17 protein-coding genes, 1 tRNA gene and 1 pseudogene are annotated in these 20508 nt (G+C 66.4%); 8 read left to right on the forward strand and 11 right to left on the reverse strand.

Features of this window, described 5'->3' with window-relative positions; genetic code table 11:
* Positions 1-3: 3 nt before the first annotated feature.
* Entirely contained in the window at positions 4-2490 is a 2487-nt protein-coding gene (locus AAF481_04680) for a 2-oxoglutarate dehydrogenase E1 component (GenBank protein ID MEM7480446.1), read from the reverse strand.
* A 248-nt stretch (positions 2491-2738) separates the two neighbouring features.
* Between AAF481_04680 and AAF481_04685 the strand changes: the two genes are divergently transcribed.
* The 6 genes from AAF481_04685 (at position 2739) to AAF481_04710 (ending at position 12597) form a co-directional block, all read left to right on the forward strand.
* Positions 2739-5372, forward strand: a complete 2634-nt coding sequence (locus tag AAF481_04685; GenBank protein MEM7480447.1) for a PIG-L family deacetylase — start codon at positions 2739-2741, stop codon at positions 5370-5372.
* On the forward strand, positions 5369-6397 hold the full coding sequence (locus tag AAF481_04690) for an extracellular solute-binding protein (protein ID MEM7480448.1): 1029 nt from the start codon (positions 5369-5371) through the stop codon (positions 6395-6397). The genes AAF481_04685 and AAF481_04690 overlap by 4 nt, the downstream gene beginning before the upstream one ends.
* Before the next feature lie 6 nt (positions 6398-6403).
* Positions 6404-7513 (forward strand): ABC transporter ATP-binding protein, encoded by a 1110-nt coding sequence (locus AAF481_04695; GenBank protein MEM7480449.1) that lies wholly within the window; start codon positions 6404-6406, stop codon positions 7511-7513.
* Positions 7510-9162, forward strand: coding sequence for an iron ABC transporter permease (locus AAF481_04700; protein ID MEM7480450.1), 1653 nt, complete (start codon positions 7510-7512; stop codon positions 9160-9162). Before AAF481_04695 ends, AAF481_04700 begins: the two co-directional genes overlap by 4 nt.
* Entirely contained in the window at positions 9162-10442 is a 1281-nt protein-coding gene (locus AAF481_04705; protein MEM7480451.1) for an MFS transporter, read from the forward strand. The genes AAF481_04700 and AAF481_04705 overlap by 1 nt, the downstream gene beginning before the upstream one ends.
* Before the next feature lie 67 nt (positions 10443-10509).
* Complete coding sequence (locus tag AAF481_04710) at positions 10510-12597, forward strand: S46 family peptidase (GenBank protein MEM7480452.1); 2088 nt, start codon at positions 10510-10512, stop codon at positions 12595-12597.
* A gap of 258 nt (positions 12598-12855) precedes the next feature.
* Here AAF481_04710 and AAF481_04715 read toward each other — a convergent pair.
* The 3 genes and pseudogenes from AAF481_04715 to AAF481_04725 form a co-directional block, all read right to left on the reverse strand.
* Positions 12856-13293: pseudogene (locus AAF481_04715) on the reverse strand (SRPBCC domain-containing protein).
* A 36-nt stretch (positions 13294-13329) separates the two neighbouring features.
* Positions 13330-13851 carry an SRPBCC domain-containing protein gene (locus tag AAF481_04720; GenBank protein ID MEM7480453.1) on the reverse strand — a complete coding sequence of 174 codons (522 nt, stop codon included), beginning with the start codon at positions 13849-13851 and terminating at the stop codon, positions 13330-13332.
* Positions 13841-14185 carry a transcriptional regulator gene (locus AAF481_04725; protein ID MEM7480454.1) on the reverse strand — a complete coding sequence of 115 codons (345 nt, stop codon included), beginning with the start codon at positions 14183-14185 and terminating at the stop codon, positions 13841-13843. Before AAF481_04725 ends, AAF481_04720 begins: the two co-directional genes overlap by 11 nt.
* A gap of 79 nt (positions 14186-14264) precedes the next feature.
* Between AAF481_04725 and miaE the strand changes: the two genes are divergently transcribed.
* Positions 14265-14876: a tRNA isopentenyl-2-thiomethyl-A-37 hydroxylase MiaE gene (gene miaE, locus AAF481_04730; GenBank protein MEM7480455.1), complete on the forward strand. Its 612-nt coding sequence runs from the start codon at positions 14265-14267 to the stop codon at positions 14874-14876.
* 65 nt (positions 14877-14941) lie between these two features.
* Here miaE and AAF481_04735 read toward each other — a convergent pair.
* The 4 genes from AAF481_04735 to AAF481_04750 all read right to left on the reverse strand — a co-directional run bounded on the left by AAF481_04735 (position 14942) and on the right by AAF481_04750 (position 16476).
* A tRNA-Met gene (locus AAF481_04735) sits at positions 14942-15018 on the reverse strand.
* Between the two features lie 94 nt (positions 15019-15112).
* Positions 15113-15526: a type II toxin-antitoxin system VapC family toxin gene (locus tag AAF481_04740; protein MEM7480456.1), complete on the reverse strand. Its 414-nt coding sequence runs from the start codon at positions 15524-15526 to the stop codon at positions 15113-15115.
* The gene (locus AAF481_04745; GenBank protein ID MEM7480457.1) at positions 15523-15768 is read right to left on the reverse strand and encodes an Arc family DNA-binding protein; all 246 of its coding nucleotides are present in this window, start codon (positions 15766-15768) and stop codon (positions 15523-15525) included. The genes AAF481_04740 and AAF481_04745 overlap by 4 nt, the downstream gene beginning before the upstream one ends.
* Positions 15769-15831: 63 nt before the next feature.
* Positions 15832-16476: a methyltransferase domain-containing protein gene (locus AAF481_04750; protein MEM7480458.1), complete on the reverse strand. Its 645-nt coding sequence runs from the start codon at positions 16474-16476 to the stop codon at positions 15832-15834.
* A gap of 83 nt (positions 16477-16559) precedes the next feature.
* Between AAF481_04750 and AAF481_04755 the strand changes: the two genes are divergently transcribed.
* Positions 16560-18725 carry a sulfatase gene (locus AAF481_04755; protein ID MEM7480459.1) on the forward strand — a complete coding sequence of 722 codons (2166 nt, stop codon included), beginning with the start codon at positions 16560-16562 and terminating at the stop codon, positions 18723-18725.
* A 17-nt stretch (positions 18726-18742) separates the two neighbouring features.
* Here the strand turns inward: AAF481_04755 and AAF481_04760 are convergent, their stop codons facing one another.
* From AAF481_04760 to AAF481_04770, 3 genes are all read right to left on the reverse strand, one after another.
* The gene (locus AAF481_04760) at positions 18743-19300 is read right to left on the reverse strand and encodes a hypothetical protein (GenBank protein ID MEM7480460.1); all 558 of its coding nucleotides are present in this window, start codon (positions 19298-19300) and stop codon (positions 18743-18745) included.
* Between the two features lie 150 nt (positions 19301-19450).
* Positions 19451-19858, reverse strand: coding sequence for a hypothetical protein (locus AAF481_04765; GenBank protein MEM7480461.1), 408 nt, complete (start codon positions 19856-19858; stop codon positions 19451-19453).
* Positions 19855-20379: a hypothetical protein gene (locus AAF481_04770; GenBank protein ID MEM7480462.1), complete on the reverse strand. Its 525-nt coding sequence runs from the start codon at positions 20377-20379 to the stop codon at positions 19855-19857. The genes AAF481_04765 and AAF481_04770 overlap by 4 nt, the downstream gene beginning before the upstream one ends.
* Positions 20380-20508 lie beyond the last annotated feature (129 nt).

Raw genomic sequence — 20508 nt, forward strand, 5'->3', positions numbered from 1 at the left:
GGTCTAGCCCTCTTCGGTCTTCCGCGGGAAGGCCAGCTCCAACAGCGTTCTCTGTTCGATGGCGTGGGCCTTGGCGGAGCCGGTGGAGGGGCTGGCGCTGGCGGAGCGCTTGATGGAACTCACCGGTAGGCGGTCGCTCACGGAGTGGCGCAGGCGCGGGATGACGAACTCCAGGCCGCCCATGTTGGCGGGTTCTTCCTGGACCCAAATGAGCTGCCGAGCTTCCGGATGTTTTTCCAGCTCAGACTGGAGCTCTATCTTCGGGAAAGGGTAGAACTGGTCGAGGAAGAATACGGCGGTGGTGTCGTCGCCGAGCTTCTGCCGCTGGCGGATCATTTCGTGGCCGATCTTGCCGCTGCAGATGAGGATGCGCTGGGCGTTCTCGATCTTCGGGTCGGCGACCACCGGCCGGAAGCGCGGCGCTTCGAAGACCGCCAGCTCCGAGGCCGAATCTCTGTGCCGCAGCATGGACTTCGGCGTGAACACCACCAGCGGCTTGCGCCAGGAGCGCAGCGCCTGCCGGCGGAGCAGGTGAAAGTACTGGCCCGCTGTCGAAGGCTGGCAAATCTGCATGTTGTCCTCGGCGGCAAGGGCGAGGAAGCGTTCGACGCGAGCGCTCGAGTGCTCCGGCCCCTGGCCCTCGTAGCCGTGGGGTAGCAGCAGCACCAGGCCGGAGAGCAGGCCCCACTTGTCCTCGGCGGCGGAGACGAACTGGTCGATGATGATCTGCGCGCCGTTGACGAAGTCGCCGAACTGCGCTTCCCACAACACCAGGGTCTCCGGGTAGTCGCGGCTGAAGCCGTATTCGAAGCCCATCACCGCCGCTTCCGAGAGCATCGAGTCGTAGACCTCGAAGAAGGCGCCTCCCTGCGCCAGGCCGGCGAGGGGGACGACTTCGCTTTCGTCCTGAACGTCGATCAGCACCGCGTGGCGCTGGTTGAAGGTGCCGCGGCGGCTGTCCTGACCGGAGAGGCGCACCGGTACGCCTTCCTCAAGCAGCGAACCGAAGGCGAGGGCTTCCGCCATGCCGTAGTCCACGGGCTTGTTCCCAGCTCCCATTTCCGCCCGCAATTCGAGCAGCTTTTGGACTTTGGGGTGCACGTCGAAGCCGTCGGGCACCTGCACCAACCCCTGGGCGACGGCGCCCAAGGTCGCTGCGTCGACGCCGGTGTCGACCTCGTAGGCGGGATCGTAAAGCCCTCCCTGGTATTCGTCCCAGTACTCCGGGTGGTGAGCCAGGGCGGGCTTCTTCTCCATGGAACCGGCCTTTTTGTGGGCCTGTTCGAGGTCGTCACGAATGGCCTGGACTTTCGCTTCGCGCTCCTCCGCGGAGAGGCCGATGCGCTCGGCGTAGATCTGCCACAGGGGCGGGTGATCCTTCAACGCGCGGTAGAGCTTGGGCTGGGTGATGGTGGGGTCGTCGATCTCGCTGTGGCCGTGGCGCCGATATCCGATCACGTCCACCACCACTTCGCTGCCGAAGGCGTAGCGATACTCCGCCGCCAGCCGGGCGGTGCGCGCCACCGCGGCGAGGTCCTCGCCGTTGACGTGGAAGATGGGGATCGGCAAGCGCAGCGCCACATCCGTGGCGAAGCGGGTGGAGCCATAGGCATGCGGTTCGGTGGTGAAGCCGATCAGGTTGTTGACGATCACGTGGACGGTGCCGCCGACGGAGAAGCCATCGATTTCCGCCAGGTTCAAGGCCTCCGCCAGCACCCCTTGGCCGGCGAAGGCCGAGTCGCCGTGCAGGATGATCGGCACCACTCGAGTGCGCTCGTTATCGCCGAGGCGCGTCTGCTTGGCGCGCACCCGGCCGATGGCGACCGGATCCACCGCTTCCAGGTGACTGGGGTTCGAGGCCAGATGCATGTGGACCTCGCGGCCGCCGGCGGTCTGGAAGGTGCCGGTGGCGCCCATGTGGTACTTCACGTCGCCGCCGCCCAGCACGCTCTTCGGGTCCACGTCCTCGAATCCGGCGAAGATGTGCTCGAAGGGCACGCCCACGACGTGGGTCATCACGTTGAGGCGGCCGCGGTGGCTCATCGCCATCACCGAGTGGGTGGCTCCCAGGTCGGCGGCGGTGTTCAACACCTCTTCGAGGAACGGGATGATCGCCGTCACTCCCTCGATGGAAAAACGCTTCGAGCCCAGGTAGCGGGACTGGATCATCTGCTCGAAGATCTCGGCCCGCATCAGCCGATCGAGAATGCGCTCGGAGTCCACCTCCGGGGCCTCGCTCTCCATGCGCTCTTGGATCCAGTGCCGGCGCTTCGGATCCGGGATGTGCATGAACTCCACGGCGATCGGGCCGCAGTAGAACCGGCGCCCGCGGTCCGCCGCTTCGCCTTCGAGGTCGAGCTGGCCGAAGGGCGAAGTGGGGATTCGGCCGAGGGGATCGAGCTCGGCTTCGAGGTAGCCCCAGCGCCGGAATGCATCGAGGACTTGCTGTTCGTCTGGCTTGGCCGCGGTCACGACTTGGGAGTCAATCATGGCACTGAAAGGATACCCCTTTCCGCGGCGTTTCGCCCGCCGGCGGGGTGCGGACCGCGTGCTAGACTTTCCTTCTCGCGTGAGTTTCTCTCACCCTCGAAGCGTTCACATTTTGACGATCAGGACGGTTGATTCCTCCGGTGCTCTGCTCAACCCCTTCGCGTGCTGTCCTTCGGACCTTTCCCGGATGGGTCGGTTTCGCTCTGCTCGCCCTTCTTTTCGTTTTCCCCATTTCGGCTCGAGGCGGGGTGCCGGGGCCGGATCCCTACTCCCCGCCCACCACCGGCGGGCTGGAGCGCATCGAGGCGGCCCTCGCCAAGCTCCAGATTCACAAGCGGTTGATGATCATCGCCGCCCATCCGGACGACGAGGACACCACCCTCCTCGCCCTGGTGTCCCGCGGCCTCGGGGGCGAGGCCGCGTACCTGTCGCTTTCCCGCGGCGATGGCGGCCAGAACCTGATCGGGCCGGAACTCGGCGAGGGTCTGGGTCTCTTGCGCAGCCGCGAACTGCAGGCGGCTCGGCGTATCGATGGCGCTCGGCAGTACTTCACCCGCGCCTATGACTTCGGCTATACCCGTTCGCTGGAGGAGACCTTCGAACGCTGGCCGCGGGAGGTGCTGCTGGAAGACTCCGTGCGCATCGTCCGGCGCTTCAAGCCGCAGGTGCTGGTGGCGGTTTTCCCGCCGGATGCGCGGGCCGGCCACGGTCAGCACCAGGCTTCCGGCGTCGTCGCCGAGGAGATTTACGAGCTGGCCGGCGACCCGCAAGCCTTCCCCCACCTGATCGAGGAAGGGCTGCCGCCGTGGAGTCCGCAAGCGTTCTACCGCGCCGCCTGGTGGAATCCCGAGGGGGCGACGGCGCACTTCGAGCTGTCGCGGGTGGAGCCCGTCGGCGGCCGGTCGATCTTCCAGATCGCGATGGAAAGCCGCAGCCAGCACCGCTGTCAGGACATGGGCATGCTGCAGCCGATCGGACCGCAGGAGGGCCGCCTGACGTGGGCCGACGGCGGCGCCGGAGTGGAGGGCGATGAACCCTTCGCGGGCATCGACACCCGCCTCGAAGCGATCGCCGAGACCCTACCGGAAGGGGAGGCGCGACAGGCCGTCGAAGGTCATCTCGCTCGGGCCGCGGAATTCGCCCGGGCGGCCTACGGAGTGTTGACCCCAGCGGATCTCGACCGGGTGCTGCCGATGGCTGTGGAACTGCTCGATGCCCTGCACTCGGCACGCTTCGCGGCCGCCTCAGGCTCTCCCGCGGCGGATCTGATCGACGAGAAGATTGCCGTGGCCTCTGAGCTGGTGGCGGCCTCGGCCGGCATCGCCCGCGACGCCTACACCGACGCCGAGTTGCTGGTGCCGGGCTCCGACTTCCTGCTCGAAACGGCGCTGTGGAAACCGCCGCCAGGAACCGGCGCCGGAACCTGGGTGTCCCTCGATGCGATCGAGCTGGTGAGTCCGACGGAAATTGAGATGATCACGGATCTCGCGGAGCTGCCGGAACGCTCCGGCTGGGCGGCGCGCTTCCAGAGTACGAACCAGCCGGAGAAGGGCTTCCACCTGAGCGCCTTCCGGGCCACGGTGCCGGAGAACGCCCCAGCCAGCGTGCCGTACTTTCTGCGCTCTCCGCGCGACGGTGACCTCTACGACTGGAGCGGTGTCCCGTCCAGGGTGCGGGGCGAGCCCTTTGGCCCTCCTCTGCTGAAAGCGCGCTTCCACCTCACCGTCAACGGGCGACAGATCGTCCTCGACCGCGAGGTGGTCCACCGCCGCCGGGACCAGGCCGAAGGGGAGATCCGGCGGCCCCTGCGGGTGGTGCCGGCGATCGAGGTCGCCGTCGAGCGGGACCTGCGGGTGTGGCCGGTGAACGACGGCGAGACGCGCGCCTTGGAGATTCTGTTGACCTCCCGCGCCGCCGAGGCGATGAACGGCCGGGTCGAGCTGGCGGTGCCGCCGGGTTGGCCGGCGGTCGATCCGGTTCCCTTTGAGCTGCGGCCGGGAACCAGCGAGGCGGTGCGGATGACGGTCTCTCCGCCGGCGGACTTCGCACCGGGTTCCTATTCCCTCCGGCCGGTGGCGGTGGTCGCGACCCGCGCCGGGGAGACGCGCTACGGACTCGGTCTGCCGGTGATCGAGTACCGCCATGTGGTGCCCACCGTCGAGCCGCGACCGGCGGAGGTGAGGATCGCCGCAATGGAACTGACCCTGCCGGATCTGGGGCGCATCGGCTACATCCGCGGCGCGTCGGATCGGGTGCCTGAGGCCCTCGCGGAAGTGGGGCTGCCGGTGGAGCTGCTGGCGCCGGAGACCCTGGCCGGCGGCGATCTGTCGCCCTACGACGCCATCGTTGTCGGCAGCCGGGCCTACGAGACCGACGCGGCTCTGACCAGCGCCAACCCGCGCCTCCTCGACTGGCTGCGCGCCGGCGGCCTGCTGCTGGTGCAGTACCAGCAGTACGACTTCGTGCGCGGCGCCTACGCTCCGCTCGCCCTCGACATCGCCCGCCCCCACGGCCGGGTGACCGACGAAACGGCAGCGGTTGAGCTCTTGCAGCCGGACCATCCGGTGTTCCATCGGCCGAACCGCCTGAACGAAGGCGACTGGCTCGGCTGGGTGCAGGAGCGCTCCCTCTACATGGCCGACACCTGGGACGAGGCCTTTACCCCCCTCCTGGCGATGGCCGATCCTGGCGGTGAGTCGCTGCGCGGCGGCCTGCTGGTAGCGCCGGTGGGCGAAGGCTTGTACATCTACACCGGCCTGGCTTTTTTCCGGCAGCTTCCGGCCGGCGTGCCCGGTGGCTATCGGCTGTTCGCCAACCTCCTCGCGTTGGCTGACGCGAGGCCGGGGGCACCCGCAGTGGCGGCGTCTGGAGGTACCCGATGAGATCTTTGGCGATGTTTTTGCTGGCGGTCACCCTGTTCGGCGGCTGCGGCGGCGGCGACTCCACCGAGCGGTTGCTGATCTACTCCCCTCACGGGCGGGATCTGCTGACCCTCTTCGAGGAGACCTTCGAGGCGCAAAATCCCGGCGTCGACGTGCGCTGGCTCGACATGGGGTCGCAGGAGGTCTACGACCGGGTGCGTTCGGAGACCGCCAATCCGCAGGCGGACGTGTGGTTCGGCGGGCCGTCGACGATTTTCGCCCGGGCGGCCGAGGAGGGCCTCTTCGAGCCTTTCCAGCCGACCTGGGCGGACGCCATTCCGCAGGGCTTCAACGACCCGGAGGACCGTTTCTTTGCCGTTTACCGCACCGCGCCGGTGCTGCTCTACAACTCCGCCGCGATCAGCGAAGAGGACGCGCCGCGCGATTGGGATGACCTGCTGGCGCCGCGTTTCGACGATCAGATTCTGATCCGCGATCCGCTAGCGAGTGGCACCATGCGGATCTTCTTCGGCACGATCCTCGAACGCTCCTTGCGCACCACCGGCGACACCCGCGAGGGCTTCGACTGGTTGCTGCGCCTCGACGCCCAGACCAAGGAGTACGTCCTCAACCCGGTGCTGATGGTCGAGAAGCTGGTGCGCCAGGAAGGCCAGTTGACGGTGTGGGAGTTGACCGACGCCCTGTGGCAGCGGGAGCGGGAGCTTCCCCTGTCCTTCGCCTTTCCGGCCAGCGGCACGCCGATCATCGTCGATTCCATCGGGTTGGTGAAGAACGCTCCCAACCCGGATCTCGGCCGTCGTTTCATCGAGTGGGTGGGCAGCCCCGAGGCGCAGGAATTGGCCGCCCGCGAGGCCTTCCGTCTGCCGGCGCGCAACGACTTGGCGGCGGAGGATCTGCCGGCCTGGGCGCAGGACGTGCTCAACCGCATCGTGCCGGCGGAGATCGATCGCGACATCGTGGAGCGCTACGGCCCGGACTGGATGTCCACCTGGGACCGCACGGTGCGTGGTCGCGGCGACCGCTGACCCGTCATGGCCTCGTCATTTCTCGCCCTCGACCGGCTGAACAAGCGGTTTGGCGACCAGCACGTAATCCGCGATCTTTCGCTCGAGGTGAGCGAAGGGGAGATCCTCGCTCTCCTCGGTCCGAGCGGTAGCGGCAAGACCACCCTGCTGCGCCTCTTGGCCGGCTTCGAAACGCCGGACTCCGGCGAGATCGTGGTGGGCGGCGAGGACGTTGCCGGTCAGTCGCCGGCGCGGCGGCGCTTCGGCATGGTGTTCCAGCACTATGCGCTGTTTCCCCACCTCACCGTCGGCGAAAACGTCGCCTTCGGGCTGGAGGCACGGGACTTTCCGGCGGCGGAGCGCCGGGAGCGCATCGCCCGCATGCTCGATCTAGTGGACCTGGTCGGCTTCGAGGGACGGCGGGTGGGGGAGATCTCCGGCGGCCAGCAGCAGCGGGTGGCTCTGGCGCGGGCCCTGGCGCCGGATCCCAAGCTTCTGCTGCTCGACGAGCCGCTGTCGAACCTCGATCCGATGCTCCGCGAGCGCACCCGCCGGGAATTGGCCGAAGCGATTCGCGAAATCGGCATCACCACCGTGCTGGTGACCCACGAACAGGAAGAGGCCTTCGACCTGGGCGATCGGGTGGCGGTGCTGCACCAGGGGCTGCTCGAACAGGTGGGCCCGCCGGAGGTGCTCTACGGCCGCCCGGCGACTCCCTTCGTCGCCACCTTCGTGGGTCACGCTTCGGTGCTCGCCGGCGAGTGGGCGCCGGGAGGCGTGCGGTTGGCGCCGAACGTCCTGTGGCGCGGCGATCTGGCGGACGGCGAGACCGTCCGGGACGGCGAAACGGTCGATTGGGTCGTTCGGCCGGAGTCTCTCGCGCTTTCCTCCATGCCCTCCTCTTCTGCCGATCCCGCGGAGTCCACCCTTGCCGGCGAGGTGGTCGATCGCAAATTCATGGGTCCGTTGACCTACTACCGGGTCGCTCTGGAACGGGGCGGGTCCGAGGCCGCCCGGCCGGAACTCGAAGTCCTCGCTCCCGCGGATGCCGCAAAGCAAGGCGACGCAGTGCGCGTGGAACTCCGTCCGGACGGCTTGGTACCGCGCGTCTTTCCCCAGCGGCGGATTTCGCCTTGACCCTTCTACGCCGCGGGCTGCCCTGGCTGCTGCTGGCCGGCCTCACTTGGCTGGTCGGCTATCCGTTGTTGATGACCCTCCTCCAGGCCCTCGGCTTGGGGGCGGAGAGCTGGGGCCTTGCCCCCTTCGCCGACCTCTTTCGGCGGCCGGATGAGTGGCAAGCCTTGTGGCGCAGCCTGTGGATCTCCCTGGCGTCCGTCGGCCTGGCGGCGGCGATCGGGATCCCCCTGGGATTCCTCTTCGAGCGCACGGAGTTTCCCGGCCGGCAACTGCTGGGCGCGCTCATCGCCCTGCCGGTGGCCCTGCCGCCGCTGGTCGGGGTGATCGCCTTCTTGTTCCTCTATGGCGAAAGCGGCTTCATCTCCCGCGCCGTCCAGACGGTGCTTTCCCTGGACCATGCGCCCTGGCGCCTGAACGGCCCCGGGGCCATTCTGCTCGTTCATGCGTACTCGATGTACGTGTACTTCTATCTCTTCACCCGTGCCGGTCTCGCCCGCCTCGACGGCGCCCTTTCCGAGGCGGCGGCTTCCCTCGGCGCCGGTTCCTGGAGCACCCTGCGCCGGGTGACCCTGCCGCTCCTGGCGCCGTCCCTCGCCGGTGCCGCGCTGCTGACCTTCATGACCTCCCTGGCTTCGTTCTCGGCGCCCTACATTTTCGGCGGCGGTTTCCGGGTGATGACCACCCAGATCGTCTTCTCCAAGCTCAATGGCGAAGACCGCATGGCCCATGTCGAGACGGTGGCCCTGGCGGCGATGGCCTTGCTCGCCCTGTGGTTGATGCAGAAGCTCAGCCCGCCGGCGGCGGTGGAGGGCGCGGTGCGGGGGATCGCTCCGGCGCGGCGGACCTTTCGGCGGCCGGCAACCCGCATTGCCCTGGCGGTGGCCGGTTACTTCTTCGCCGGCCTGATGCTGTTGCCCCACGCCACCTTGATTTTGATCTCCCTGGTGCCCTCCGGCACCTGGACGACGGAGGCCTGGCCGCCGGTGCTCAACTTCGAGAACTACCAGATCCTGGCGTCCCAGCCGGAGCGTTTGGTGGCGGTGTGGAACTCGTTGTGGATGGCTCTGGCGGCGGCGCTGGTGGCGGTGATCCTGGGGTTCCTGGCGGCGCGCATGGCTCTGGTCAAGAGGGGTGCCCTCGGCAAGCTCCTGGAAGGGGCGATCGCCTTGCCTTGGGCCATCCCCGGCACCGTTTTCGCTGTCGCCCTGGCGACGACCTTCAGCGTCCATCAGCCGGCGGTGGGGCGGTTCGTGCTGATCGGCACGCCGTGGATCCTGCCGCTGGCGTACCTGGTGCGAAACCTGCCGATGACCGGTCGCGCGGCGCTGGCCGGCCTGGGGCAGCTCGACGGCGCCCTGGAAGAGGCCTCGGCTTCCCTCGGTGCCGGCCGCTGGCGCACCCTGCGACGGGTGACCCTGCCCTTGGTGCGGCCGGCGCTGGCCGCCGGCGCCAGCTTGGCCTTCATTACCGGCCTGGGCGATTTCGTCACCTCGATCGTCCTCTACACCTACGAAACGCGGCCCATCTCCATCGAGATCCTCTCCAGCCTGCGGCTGCGTGAACTCGGCGTGGCCGGTGTCTACGGCGTGCTGTTGATGATCGCCGGCACCGCCGCCTTCGTTCTGTGGGGTCGGAAGGAAGTGGCCTGATGGCCGTCTCGCCGTCGGGCAAGGGCGTGATGTTCTCGCAGCTCTGGGTGATCATGGTCACCGGCTTCGTGGACATGATGGGGTTTCTCATCGTCCTGCCGCTCTTGCCCTTCTACGCCAAGCGATTCGGTGCGGATCCGGCGATGGTGGGGTACCTGGTTGGCGCTTATGCCTTCATGCAGTTGGTCACGGCGCCCGGCTGGGGCCGGCTGTCCGACCGCTGGGGCCGGCGGCCGGTGATTCTGCTCGGCCTGGCGGCTTCGGCCGGCGCCTTCATTCTCTTCGCCCTCGCCCAGTCCTGCTGGATGCTGATGGTCTCCCGTCTGGTGCAGGGCGCCGCCGGCGGCACCATTGGGGTGATCCAGGCCTACGTCACCGACTCCGTGTCGCCGGGCCAGCGTTCCAAGGCTCTCGGCTGGGTGACCGCCGCGACCAGTGCCGGCGTGATGATCGGTCCGGCGGTGGCCTCCTTCGCGGTGCGCTTTGGCGAGACCGCGCCGGGTTTCGTGGCGGCCGGCCTTTGCCTGTTGAATCTGGCCTTTGCCGCCCGCTGGCTGCCGGAGCCGCCGCGCGAGTCGGCAGATTCCGACGATGGACCGCAGTCGGTCGAGCCCAAGGCCGCTATTTGGAGCAGCCTGTGGGAGGTGATGCGCCGTCCGACCGGTTCGGTCTCGGCCCTGATCTGGCTCTACGCCATCAGCATGATGGCGTTCATGTCGATGAACGGTGTTTTGGCGCTTTATCTGGAGGCGGTATTCGGCGTCTCCGAAGAGAACATCGGCTGGTTCTACGTCTATGTCGGTGCCCTTTCGCTGATCATGAGGGCGTTGATTCTGGGTCCGGTGATCGATCGCCTGGGGGAAGTGCGCACCATGCGCTTGGGGCTCGTTTCCTTGGCCCTCGGACTGGCGGCCATCCCCCTGCCGGCCAGTTTGTGGGGGCTGGCGATCGCGGTGATCTTCGTGCCGGTGGGCACGGCCTTTCTGTTTCCGGCCACCACCTCGATGGTCTCGAGCCGCGGCAGCCGACGGCAGATCGGACAGATCCTGGGGGTGCAGCAAACCTTTGGCGGCATTGCCCGCTGGCTGGGGCCCTCCTGGGCGGGGCTGCTGTTCCAGCACACCGGCATCCGCAGCCCTTTCTGGGTGGCGGCGAGTCTGGTGGTGCTGGTCGGCATCTTCGCCGGCAAGGTGATCCAGCCGGAGCGCCGAGCCGAGGAGGCCGCCGAAGGGGAGGCGCCGCCCGCCACCTCCGAGCCCGATCCGATCGTCCCGACCTGACTAGAGCAGAGCGAATGACACAATCAACAGGCGACCCCAATTCTTACTAGGAGATGTAGTCATGCAAATGAACCGTGGAAGGAACTTCTGTTTGACCCTCGTCGTCCTGGCGGCGGCACTCGCCAGCGGTTCGGTGACCGCCGACGAGGGTATGTGGACCTTGAACGGATTCCCGGCGGAGCGCTTCGAGGCGGAATACGGCTTCGCGCCGAGCGATGAGTGGCTGGATCACGTGCGCCAGTCGGCGGTGCGATTCAACTCCGGCGGCTCGGCCTCCTTTGTGTCGGCGAACGGCCTGGTGATCACCAACCACCACGTCGGCCTGGACTGCATCCAGAAGCTCTCCTCGGCCGAGAACGACTACGTGGGCAACGGTTTCGTCGCCCGCACCCTGGAAGACGAGACGGTCTGTCCGGACCTTGAACTGAACGTCCTCGACTCCATCGAGCGGGTGACGGAGCGGGTGCGCGGTGCCGTCTCCAGCGAGATGGACGCCGCCGCCAGCGGTGAAGCGCGGCGCCAGGAGTTGACTGAGATCGAGCAGGAGTGCAAGGACGAAACGGGCCTGCGCTGCGATGTGATCACCCTGTACCGCGGAGGCGAATATGACCTTTACCGCTACCGCCGCTACACGGACGTCCGCCTGGCCTTCGCGCCGGAGGCCCAGTTCGGCTTCTACGGTGGCGATCCGGACAACTTCGACTACCCGCGGTTTTCGATGGACTTTGCCCTCTTCCGGGTGTACGAAGACGGCGCGCCGGCCGCGGTGGAGCACTACCTAACGTTCGATCCCACCGGCCCCGACGAAGGCGAGGTGACCTTCGTCGCCGGCAACCCCGGCTCCACCGGCCGACTCAACTCCGTCGCACAGCTCGAGTACCTGCGCGACGAGAGCTATCCCAACACCCTGCTGCGGCTGCTCTACCTGCGTGACGCCATGTACACCTTCGCCGCTCGCGGCGAAGAGCAGCAGCGCATCGTCGAGGACGACCTCCTCAGCATCGAGAACGGCATCAAGGCGATCTCCGGCTATCTTTCCGGTCTGCTCGATGAGGAGCTGATGGCTCGCAAGGTGGCGGACGAGAAACTTCTGAGGGAGAAAGTCGCCGCCGACTCGGAGCTGACGGAGCGCGTCGGGGATCCCTGGGGAGACTTGGAGAAGGCCATCGCCACCAGTCGCACCCTCAATCCTCGCGCCACCGCCCTCGGCGGCTTGGCCGGCCCCACCCTGGCGAGCCTGGCCCGCCGCATCGTGCGTCTGACGGAGGAAATCGGCAAGCCGAACACCGAACGGCTGCGGGAGTTTCGCGAGTCGGCCCTGCCCTCCGTGTACCAGCGCCTCTACTCGTCGGCGCCGATCTATCCGGAGTACGAGCAGTTTCGTTTGGAGATGGCGCTGCGCTACTTCAAGGCACAGTACGGCCCGACCCATCCGCTGGTGCAGGCGGTCTTCGGGGAAGAAACCCCTGATCAGCTCGCGAAGCGGTTGGTGGAAGGCACCCAGCTAGCGGCTGTCGAAGTGCGCAAGACGTTGGTCGAAGGTGGCGTGGAGGCCGTGAAGGCCTCGAAGGATCCGATGATCCAATTCGCCCTGAAGATCGACGACGCGGCGCGGGCGATGCGCAAGAAAACCGAAGACGAGGTGGATGCTATCGGCTCGCGGGCCGGCGAGAAGATCGCCGACACCTACTTCGAAGTCCACGGCAAGGACACCTATCCGGACGCCACCTTCACCCTGCGCATCTCCTACGGCCAGGTGAAGGGGTACGAGGAAAACGGCGAGCAAATCCCCTGGGTGACCACCTTCGGCGGCCTCTTCGAGCGCGCCGAGAAGTTCGACAACGAGCCACCCTACGACCTACCCACGGCGCTGGCGGCGGCCAAGGACAAGGTGGACATGTCCACCCGCCTCAACCTCGTCTCTACCCACGACATCATCGGCGGCAACTCCGGCAGCCCGTTGATTGACCGCGAGGGCCGCTTCGTCGGCATCATCTTCGACGGCAACCTATACTCCCTGCCCAATCGCTTCGTCTACTCCTCCACCCAGGCGCGCTCCACCTCCGTCCACTCGGCGGGCATCCTGGAGACCCTGGAAGAGGTCTACCCGGGCGCTGAGCACTTGGCCGACGAGCTGCTGGCGGGTAAGCGTTAGATCATAGGTAGTTTGTCGCGAAAGACCCGAGCCGGGGAGTTGTCGGCTCGGGTCCTCAAGAAGAGACTCCGCCCAGCCGCCAGGCGATGCGGAAGACGCTACGGTCTCACAGCTGGAGTCCGGGTCGAGATAGTTGGCCAAGCGCCCCAGCCCGATTCTCAGCGCCTCGTCGACCCAGGCGCGGAAGTCTTCCTCCCACAGTTCGCCGAAGGTCGGCCAAGAGCCGAATTGGGTGATCTCTACTCCGCCGGCAGGGAGCTCTCGCAGGCTGTAGGTAGTCCAGGCCACGTTCTTCTGGCGGATCTTTGGAAAGTCGGGGGGAGCGCTGCCCTGGAAGCTGAGGATGTTCTCCGGCACCAAGGACAGGATCGTCGTGCCCTCGATTCCTCGCTGGCCGATCGGGTTCTTCGGCCAGAAATAGATCTCGTAGGCACCGCCGATCGTGGGTTCCACCTTCGCTTCCGCTCCAAACCAAGCTTGCAAACCATCGGTACTGGCGATTGCCGCCCACACCTTGCTTAGCGTGGAGTCGACTTCGACCGAACGTTCGACGCTCTCGACCCCGTCGATCGAATGGTGCAAGACGGGTTTCACACCGCATTCGGCGGCCGCCGCCGAAGCAGCCACGAGGAGCGTCGCCAGGCAGGCGAGGGTTCGGAGGCAGGAACCGCAGCTGGATGTGAAGCAATGGATCATGGAATGACTCCTGACAGTTGTGAATGGATATCGCGACTACGACTCGATGGGCCACAGCTCGCTGCGCGAACGCTTCGGGCTGAAGGGCTCCATGAGACGAAACATAAGGAACAGCAGAAGGGCTCCGAGGGTGGGCCTTCCGGTCTCGATGATCGCTTTCAGATTGCGAGCGATGAAAGCACCGCCCTGCCGGAGGTTCTTCTCGGACTTGGTGCCCAGCGGTAGGTCGTCAACCACCAGACGCAGGCGCACACCTTCGGCCACTTCCGCGAGGCTGTAGCGAATCGTGCATTCGGGGTCGTCGCTCGAGGTGAACCGCATCGTGTGCACCAACAGGTTCGGCTCGTCAACCTCCAGGTAGCGCCCTACCACGCCGGTGTACTTGCCGCTCGGAGTTCGCATCCGCACCTGTCCTCCAACGCCTACGCGATCGGTATGGAGAACCGAGTTGAAGATGGCTCTTTGAGGGCGATCGGTGCGGGTCAGTTCCTTCCATACCTCCTCGATTCGCCCTCGGATGAGGACCTCGAAGATGGCGCGATTTTGATCAGCTGGCATTTGGAAGGTCCTCCTTCTCTTCTACCCGGTGCTTGATATCGGTGAGTGCGGCAGCCCAGAGGGCGCTGTACTTCGACGTCCAGCGCTCGTTGATGAGTTGCAGAGGAACCGCATTGAAGAACAGGCAGCGATCCCGCCAGCGGCGCTCGGAGACGAGAAGCCCCGATCGTTCGAGCACGTTGATGTGGCCCATTACGGCGATACGGCTCATCTCGAAGTGCTCGCACACGCTGTTGACGTTGCATCCCGGACTGGCGAGAACGATGTCCAGAATCCGACGGCGGGCCGCGTGAGCCAGTGCGTGGAAGATCTTGTCTTGGCGTTCGGGCTTCATGTAATAAAAATATTACATGATAGAGGGTGGCGTCAAGACTCCGGGACGGGTGCCACCGGTCCCGGTATCATCGGCGGCGATGATCGATCTTGCAGCCATCCGTGCCGAGTTGCCTTTGCTGGTGGAGACTCCCGGCAGTTGGGCCGAACTGGCCGCTGACCACCTGGATGAGTTCCTCGCCGATCATGCCGTTTGTGAGCAGCAGGCAGCCCTCTTCGGTTTGTCTCTGATCGGTCACTACCCGGAGGACAACGAACTGGTGGAGCGTATGGGTGCCCTGGCTGCCGAAGAGGTTTCGCACCTGCGGCGGGTCCACTCGCTGCTGCGCCAACGAGGTCACAGCATTTCCCATCGCCGAACGAATCCATGGGTCCAGGGTCTGCGCCAGCGAATTGGCACAACGCATCAAGACCTGCTGAAAGTGGATCGCCTGCTGGTCGGCGCTCTGATCGAGGCCCGTAGTTGCGAGCGTTTTTCCACCCTGCTCGCGGCAATCCATGACCGTGAGTTCGCGGTGGCGCGCCTGCTGAAGGATCTCGGCCCAGCGGAGAAGCGCCACTGGCGGATGTTCTTCGACCTTGCGCAGCGCGAAATCGACAGCGGTACGCTGCAAGATCGGTGGCGGGGCTGGCTCGAGTTCGAGGCAGAGCTGTCGAGCCGCGGGGGCAAAGAGCCGAGGGTGCACGGCTAGGGCGCGACTGGAAGCGCCGAACGCAAAAAAGCCCGGCATTTGCCGGGCCTTGGGAACTTCGAAGTTGGTTGCGGGGGCAGGATTTGAACCTGCGACCTTTGGGTTATGAGCCCAACGAGCTACCAGACTGCTCCACCCCGCGTCACCTTACTGCGACTTCGCTGCGACGAGCCTTGCCGCCGCGGAAGAGGGAGGATGCCATAGGCGGAGCAGGGTGTCAACCGCCGCGGGCGAAATCAGATCCCTGGGTCCGCGGCGAATTCCTCCAGCGTAAGAACCCGTTCCGGATGCACTCCTGCGAGGCGGCGGTCAGCCGTGACGAGGGGCAGGTCGAGTTTCTCGGCGAGGGTGACGAATTCGGCGTCGTAGGCGGAGATCTTAAGGGTCTGGGCGAGGAGCAGAACCTGGCGGCTGGGCAAGCCGTGTTCGACCTCTTGCACCATGTCCCGCGCCTCGTCAAACGCATCGGCAGCAGTTTCCAGCGCAAGCCCCTCGACTCGCATCGTGGTTGCCAGAATGTTGCGCACTTCGAAGCGCCATAGGGGCGGCGCAACCCATGCCGGGTCACGTCGCCTAGCTCTCAGGCTTTGGTTTGTGAATTCGCCCGCAATGACGGCATAGCCCAGAATGTTCGAATCGACGACGATCAAGGCCGTCCATCCACCTTGGCGGATTGGATGAACTCACCGGTGATCGGGCCGATCCCTTCCATTCTGGCGTGCAGCCGTTTCAAAGACGCGATGGTTTCCTCGACGCTTCTTCCTCGCGGCGTCAGGCTGTCTTCGAGGCGCTTTAGGGTTTCTTGATTCAGGCTGCGTCGATTGATTTTGGCCTCGACCTTGAGGCTTTTGACCAGGCCTTCCGGAACATTCTTCAGGGTGAGAGTCGCCAAGTGTCACCTCCTTTGAGCGGTATCCATTATGCATCCGTTTTGGATCCGCGTAAAGGCCACCCCTCAATCCGCCATGTGCATCCAAAACTCGTCCTGGAGGGTCTGCCGCAGGGCCTTGAGTTCCGCCTTGCGCACCTTGCCGCGCCGGGCTTCGACCACCAGGACGTGGGGGAGATCCTCGGTGTCGGTGTAGGTTTCGTGGCGCTCCAGGCCCTGGAAGACCTCGCGGCCGCTTGCGCCGTAGCGAAACCAGGCGATCTCGTCGAATCCGCACGCTTCGAGGGCGCGGTGGAGGAACTCGCGGGTCCACAGGAAGCGGTGCCGCCAGCCATAAAAGGCGCGGTTGGCGCGGATGGTGGCGAGCTGCTTTTCTTCGCCCTCCAGGTGGGGCGGTAGGTGGGTGCTCCACACCCAATCGAGGTTGGGGGTGGAAAGGCGCAGCCAGCCGTCGTCGCTGAGCACGCGGCGGCACTCCAGCAGAAAGTCGATCGCGTCGCCGATCTCCAGATGCTCCAGAAAATGCTCGGCGTAGACCGCCTGGACATGCTTGAAGTCCAGGCCATCGGTGACGTCCGCCACCACGTCGACCCCCGGAATGTCCTGGATGTCCACGTTCACCCAGCCCTCCAGGCGGTGTTTTCCACTGCCGATGTGAAGCTTGACGCCGGAGGTGGCGGGCGGGGATTTCTTGCGTTGGAACAGGGCCATGGCCGGCGCGCAGTGTACCAGTCGGAGCGTCCGAGCAGGTCTCATGCTCAACGGCCGGGAAGAGGCGGATAGGATCGACCGCCATGACCTCCCGAGGCCCTCTCTCCGTTCTGCTCGCCGGTGCCGCGATGCTGCTCGTCGGCGCCTGTTCCCCTGTGCTGGAGCCGGATCAGGATTTGACCGGCCGGCCGCTGCTGGACGATCTCCATCAGCCGGACGTTCTGACCGAAGCGCAGCGCCTCGACCAGCCGCCGTCGCTGGAGGGGAACCGCTTCCTCACCGGCTGGTGGCCGTGGCGCGACGGCGCCGGGCAGGTGCGACTCAATCCGAATCCGGACGGTGCGCGCCTCGAGTTCGTCCACCTGGAGGAGAAGCGCCGGCGCTTGGTGCTCGACCTGCTCGGCGTGAGCCCCGGCGGACGGGTGGTGGTGCAGGCGGCGGGACGGGACCTCGGCGCCTTTGCCCTCCGGGAGCGGCTGGAAATCCCACTGCCGGAGGATCTGCCGCGCGGGCGGTTGCCGGTCGATCTGCGGTTCGAGGATGCACCGAAGGTCACCGTGGCCGGCGCCGGTCTGCGGCCATCGGCGCCGGCCGGCGAGGTGACCCTCGAGGAGGGTGCGCTGATCCAGGCCGGATCCTCGATGGTCGAAATGGTGCGGCCAAACGAGTCCTTCGTCGCGCTGACCGGTCGGTTCACGCCGCCGTCGAAGCCAGAGGCCGGGCAGCGTTTTGAGATCCGGGTCGAAGACGGTTCCAAGAAACTTGTGGATCACTGGACCTGGTCGGCGCAGAAGCGATTTGGAAAGGGAGGGCGGTTTCGCCTGGACCTCGCGAGCCCGCGCCCTTGGCTGCGGATCCGGCTGCGGGCGACGGGCGAGGGCCCGCCGGGTCGCTGGGAACACCTGCGGCTGGTCGAGGATTCTGGGCTAGCGGACGATGCCGAGGAGGCGACTGCACCCGGAATGCCGGAGCCCGTCGCTCCGCGGCGGCCGCGGCTGGTCGTTCTCTATGTGCTGGATGCGCTGCGGGCCGATGCGCTGGGCGCCTGGGGAGCGCGGGACGGGGCCACGCCGACTCTCGATCGGCTGGCCGAAGAGGGGCTCGTGTTCCAAGACCACCAAAGCGTCGCGCCCAACACTCTGCCCTCCACCAAGGCGCTTTTGACCGGCATCGCGCCGCGCTTCCGGGGCGGCTGGCAGCTCCCTGCGGACGGTCCCCCGACCCTCGCCGAGGCCTTTGCCGCCGCAGGTTTCCGCACCGGCCTGTTCTCCGGCAACGTCTACGTGTCGGACGCCTACGGCATCGAGCGCGGCTTCGAGGCGCACGAACTGATCGAGACGGATCCCAACGGCGACGTCAACGCCAGCGCCGAAGAGGTCCACGCCCGCGCCCTCGCCTGGCTGGAGTCTCTGCCGGAAGAGGCCTCGGTGTTCCTTTACCTTCACACCCTCCATCCGCACAATCCCTACGCACCGCCAGGACCGTCCCCGCCGTCGGCCGCCTCGTCCATCGACGGTTCCACCCGCACCCTCCTCGACCTTCAGCGCGGGCGACGCACCGCGGACGACGAGGATGAGGAGCGGCTGAAAGAACTCTATGCCGCCGGCTTGGCCTACAACGACGGCCAGATCGCCCGCCTCCTGGCTCGCCTCGGCGAGCGCTTCGCCCCGGATGAAACGCTGGTGGCGGTGACCTCCGACCACGGCGAGGAGCTGTTTGAACACGGCGGCGTTCTCCACGGCTACACCCTGTACGAGGAGATGATCCATATCCCCCTCATCCTGTGGGCGCCGGACCGGTTGTCGCCGGGCAGGGTCGAATGGCCCACCACCACCCTGGACCTGCACGCGGCGCTGTCCAAGCTGGCCCGCAGGGAGCCTCTGACAACGATTTTCGAGGCGGACCTTCCGACCGTCCACTTCGCCGCCGCGGCGAGCGTGCCGGGCGGCATCTTCTCGGCCCGGACAAAGCGCTACAAACTGATCTGGGCACCCCGCCAGGGCTTGGGCTGGGGACTGGGGGAGGGGCTCGGCCGCAGCCGTGAGCCGGAATACCTTTTCAATCTAAGGGCCGACCCCGGGGAACGCACCAACATCGCTGGAGATCGATCCTTCGAGGCGGACTGGCTCCGCGAGCGCCTGCGGGCCTGGATCGATGCGGGTCGTCCCATCGACGACAACGCGCCCCCGCCGGAAGAAGACGCCGAAACCCGTCGGCAGCTCGAAGCGCTGGGGTATTTGGGGGGCTGAGGTAGGGCCAACCGAAACTAGATCCGCCGCCCAGCGACCTGCCGCGCCAGAATCCTGCCCGCCCGCAGCACCGCCTCATGCCCGGCAGCTTCCAACAGGTGGGCCAAGGCATCGGGGTGGGTACAAAGTGCCCGGAACGCATGGAGATGGCCGAGCAGTTCGCCTTCGAAGTTGCGGCAATGCCCCGCAAGTTCCCCCTCCCGGAGAAGCGGGAAGGTGCCCGCGAGCGCGGGATCAGCCGAAGCCACCGCCCGCCCACCCAGCGAATAAGTGTCCCGAATTCCAAGCGCCGGCAAGGCTGCCGCCGCGAGGAGGGCATCTTGACGGTGGTAGAGGAGGAAGCGCGCCTCGTCGCCCCCTGCCAGGCTCTCGGCCTGCCGTAGCACGGCGAATCGTCCTGCCGGCTGATCCATCTCCACCTTCCACGGTCCCCGGCTCCCGGCTTCTCCGCTGGTGGAGGGGAGATCAAACGCGTTGAGCCATTCGAGGAACGCCGGATGGAAGGCGTTAGCCAACCCGGGCTCGGTGCTTTGGTCCGGGCGCGCTTTGGTTGGGGCGGTGCTTTTGCCTGGCATGGGGGATCCTCTTTCTCCGGAAGTATCAAAGGTTTGCACTCCACGAACCGCCTCTCCGCGGAGCGGAATGGGTGATCCGCGGTGCAACGGCCCCCGCGGTCACCGCGCGGGCGGACTTCTCTCGATCGGTCACCATCTTCGCTGGCATCGTTACGTTCCTTCCTTAGACTTGGGGCCCCATAGCGGGGCGGGGCCGTGCTTCGGCCCGTGGGGACCTTCGTCGGTATCGTCCAGCAGGTCGGAAAGTCTTCCAACAACTTGCCGAATGAGGATGGATGCCAGTTGGCCCGCCGCCCGGAGGGCTGGCCCGTGGGCCTCGCCAGTGCGCGCCGGGAGGTTCCGCAAGTTGTCATCCGCCGTCCGAAGATCTTCCACAACGGCCGCCAGAGTCTCTCGGGCCGAGGGCTGGAAGCTCAGGGTTTCCGGGAGTTCAAGTGCGGCTGCGAACAGCCGCTCGGCGGCATCGGCCAGCGCTTCGCGGCCGGCGTCGGTTGCCAGTTGGCACAAGGCCGTTGCCCGCACGGCCGAGCCGCCGATGTGGCTGTTCGGCGTCGTCATGCCGCGCTCTGGGCCAAGCCCTCGTTCAGCCGCTCCGCGGCGACCAAGGTGGCCTCCGTCACGCCTCCGGCCAAGGGATCCCGGAGCACCACCCAAACGGTGTTGAGCGCGAGGGTCAGGGCTGGCGGAATCCCGAAGGCCTGGACGGCTCCGGCGATGAAGGCGGCGGCCTGTACTGCCGCATTCGAATCGGCAAAGACGAACCCCTTCACCACGGCCAGGTTCTCGTTCGCCACGTGCCACCCCGGCAAGTCATCGATCCGGTGAAACAGGGTTTCGAAGGGCAGTGCCTCGGCCACTTCCTGCGTGCCGCCGATACCGCGCTTGGAGGGTGGCACCTCCGCCAGCTCCGCAAGACTCGCCGCAAGGCTCTTTTGGATACGTTCCGGCTTCAGGTAGTCGGGCAGGTCAACGGGGCCGGGAAGGGCGGCGAGGCCGTTCTCCCATACATGCTGAAAGTACTTGGCTGCGGTCATAGCGGTTTCGGCCGGGCTGGAGGACTTGGAGTTCGTGCGGGCCATGGGGTGCTCCTTTCGTTCCGCTGGCAGTCCAGTCTGCGCAACGGGAAAACCCTAGAGGCGGCCGGTTCATCCGGCCAATTTTCGGCCGTAAGTTACCGGATCCGGTAATTCGAGCCTAGGAAAAGCGGG

The sequence above is a fragment of the Acidobacteriota bacterium genome, assembly GCA_039030395.1.
Taxonomy (GTDB): Bacteria; Acidobacteriota; Thermoanaerobaculia; order Multivoradales; family JBCCEF01; genus JBCCEF01.

Coding starts and splice junctions, on each gene's coding strand:
- AAF481_04765 (MEM7480461.1), bottom strand. CDS start 19,858: ATGACGACGCCGAACAGCCACATCGGCGGCTCGGCCGTGCGGGCAACG.
- AAF481_04695 (MEM7480449.1), top strand. CDS start 6,404: ATGGCCTCGTCATTTCTCGCCCTCGACCGGCTGAACAAGCGGTTTGGC.
- AAF481_04720 (MEM7480453.1), bottom strand. CDS start 13,851: ATGCCAGCTGATCAAAATCGCGCCATCTTCGAGGTCCTCATCCGAGGG.
- AAF481_04725 (MEM7480454.1), bottom strand. CDS start 14,185: ATGAAGCCCGAACGCCAAGACAAGATCTTCCACGCACTGGCTCACGCG.
- AAF481_04750 (MEM7480458.1), bottom strand. CDS start 16,476: ATGGCCCTGTTCCAACGCAAGAAATCCCCGCCCGCCACCTCCGGCGTC.
- AAF481_04690 (MEM7480448.1), top strand. CDS start 5,369: ATGAGATCTTTGGCGATGTTTTTGCTGGCGGTCACCCTGTTCGGCGGC.
- AAF481_04755 (MEM7480459.1), top strand. CDS start 16,560: ATGACCTCCCGAGGCCCTCTCTCCGTTCTGCTCGCCGGTGCCGCGATG.
- AAF481_04770 (MEM7480462.1), bottom strand. CDS start 20,379: ATGGCCCGCACGAACTCCAAGTCCTCCAGCCCGGCCGAAACCGCTATG.
- miaE (MEM7480455.1), top strand. CDS start 14,265: ATGATCGATCTTGCAGCCATCCGTGCCGAGTTGCCTTTGCTGGTGGAG.
- AAF481_04680 (MEM7480446.1), bottom strand. CDS start 2,490: ATGATTGACTCCCAAGTCGTGACCGCGGCCAAGCCAGACGAACAGCAA.
- AAF481_04710 (MEM7480452.1), top strand. CDS start 10,510: ATGAACCGTGGAAGGAACTTCTGTTTGACCCTCGTCGTCCTGGCGGCG.
- AAF481_04705 (MEM7480451.1), top strand. CDS start 9,162: ATGGCCGTCTCGCCGTCGGGCAAGGGCGTGATGTTCTCGCAGCTCTGG.
- AAF481_04760 (MEM7480460.1), bottom strand. CDS start 19,300: ATGCCAGGCAAAAGCACCGCCCCAACCAAAGCGCGCCCGGACCAAAGC.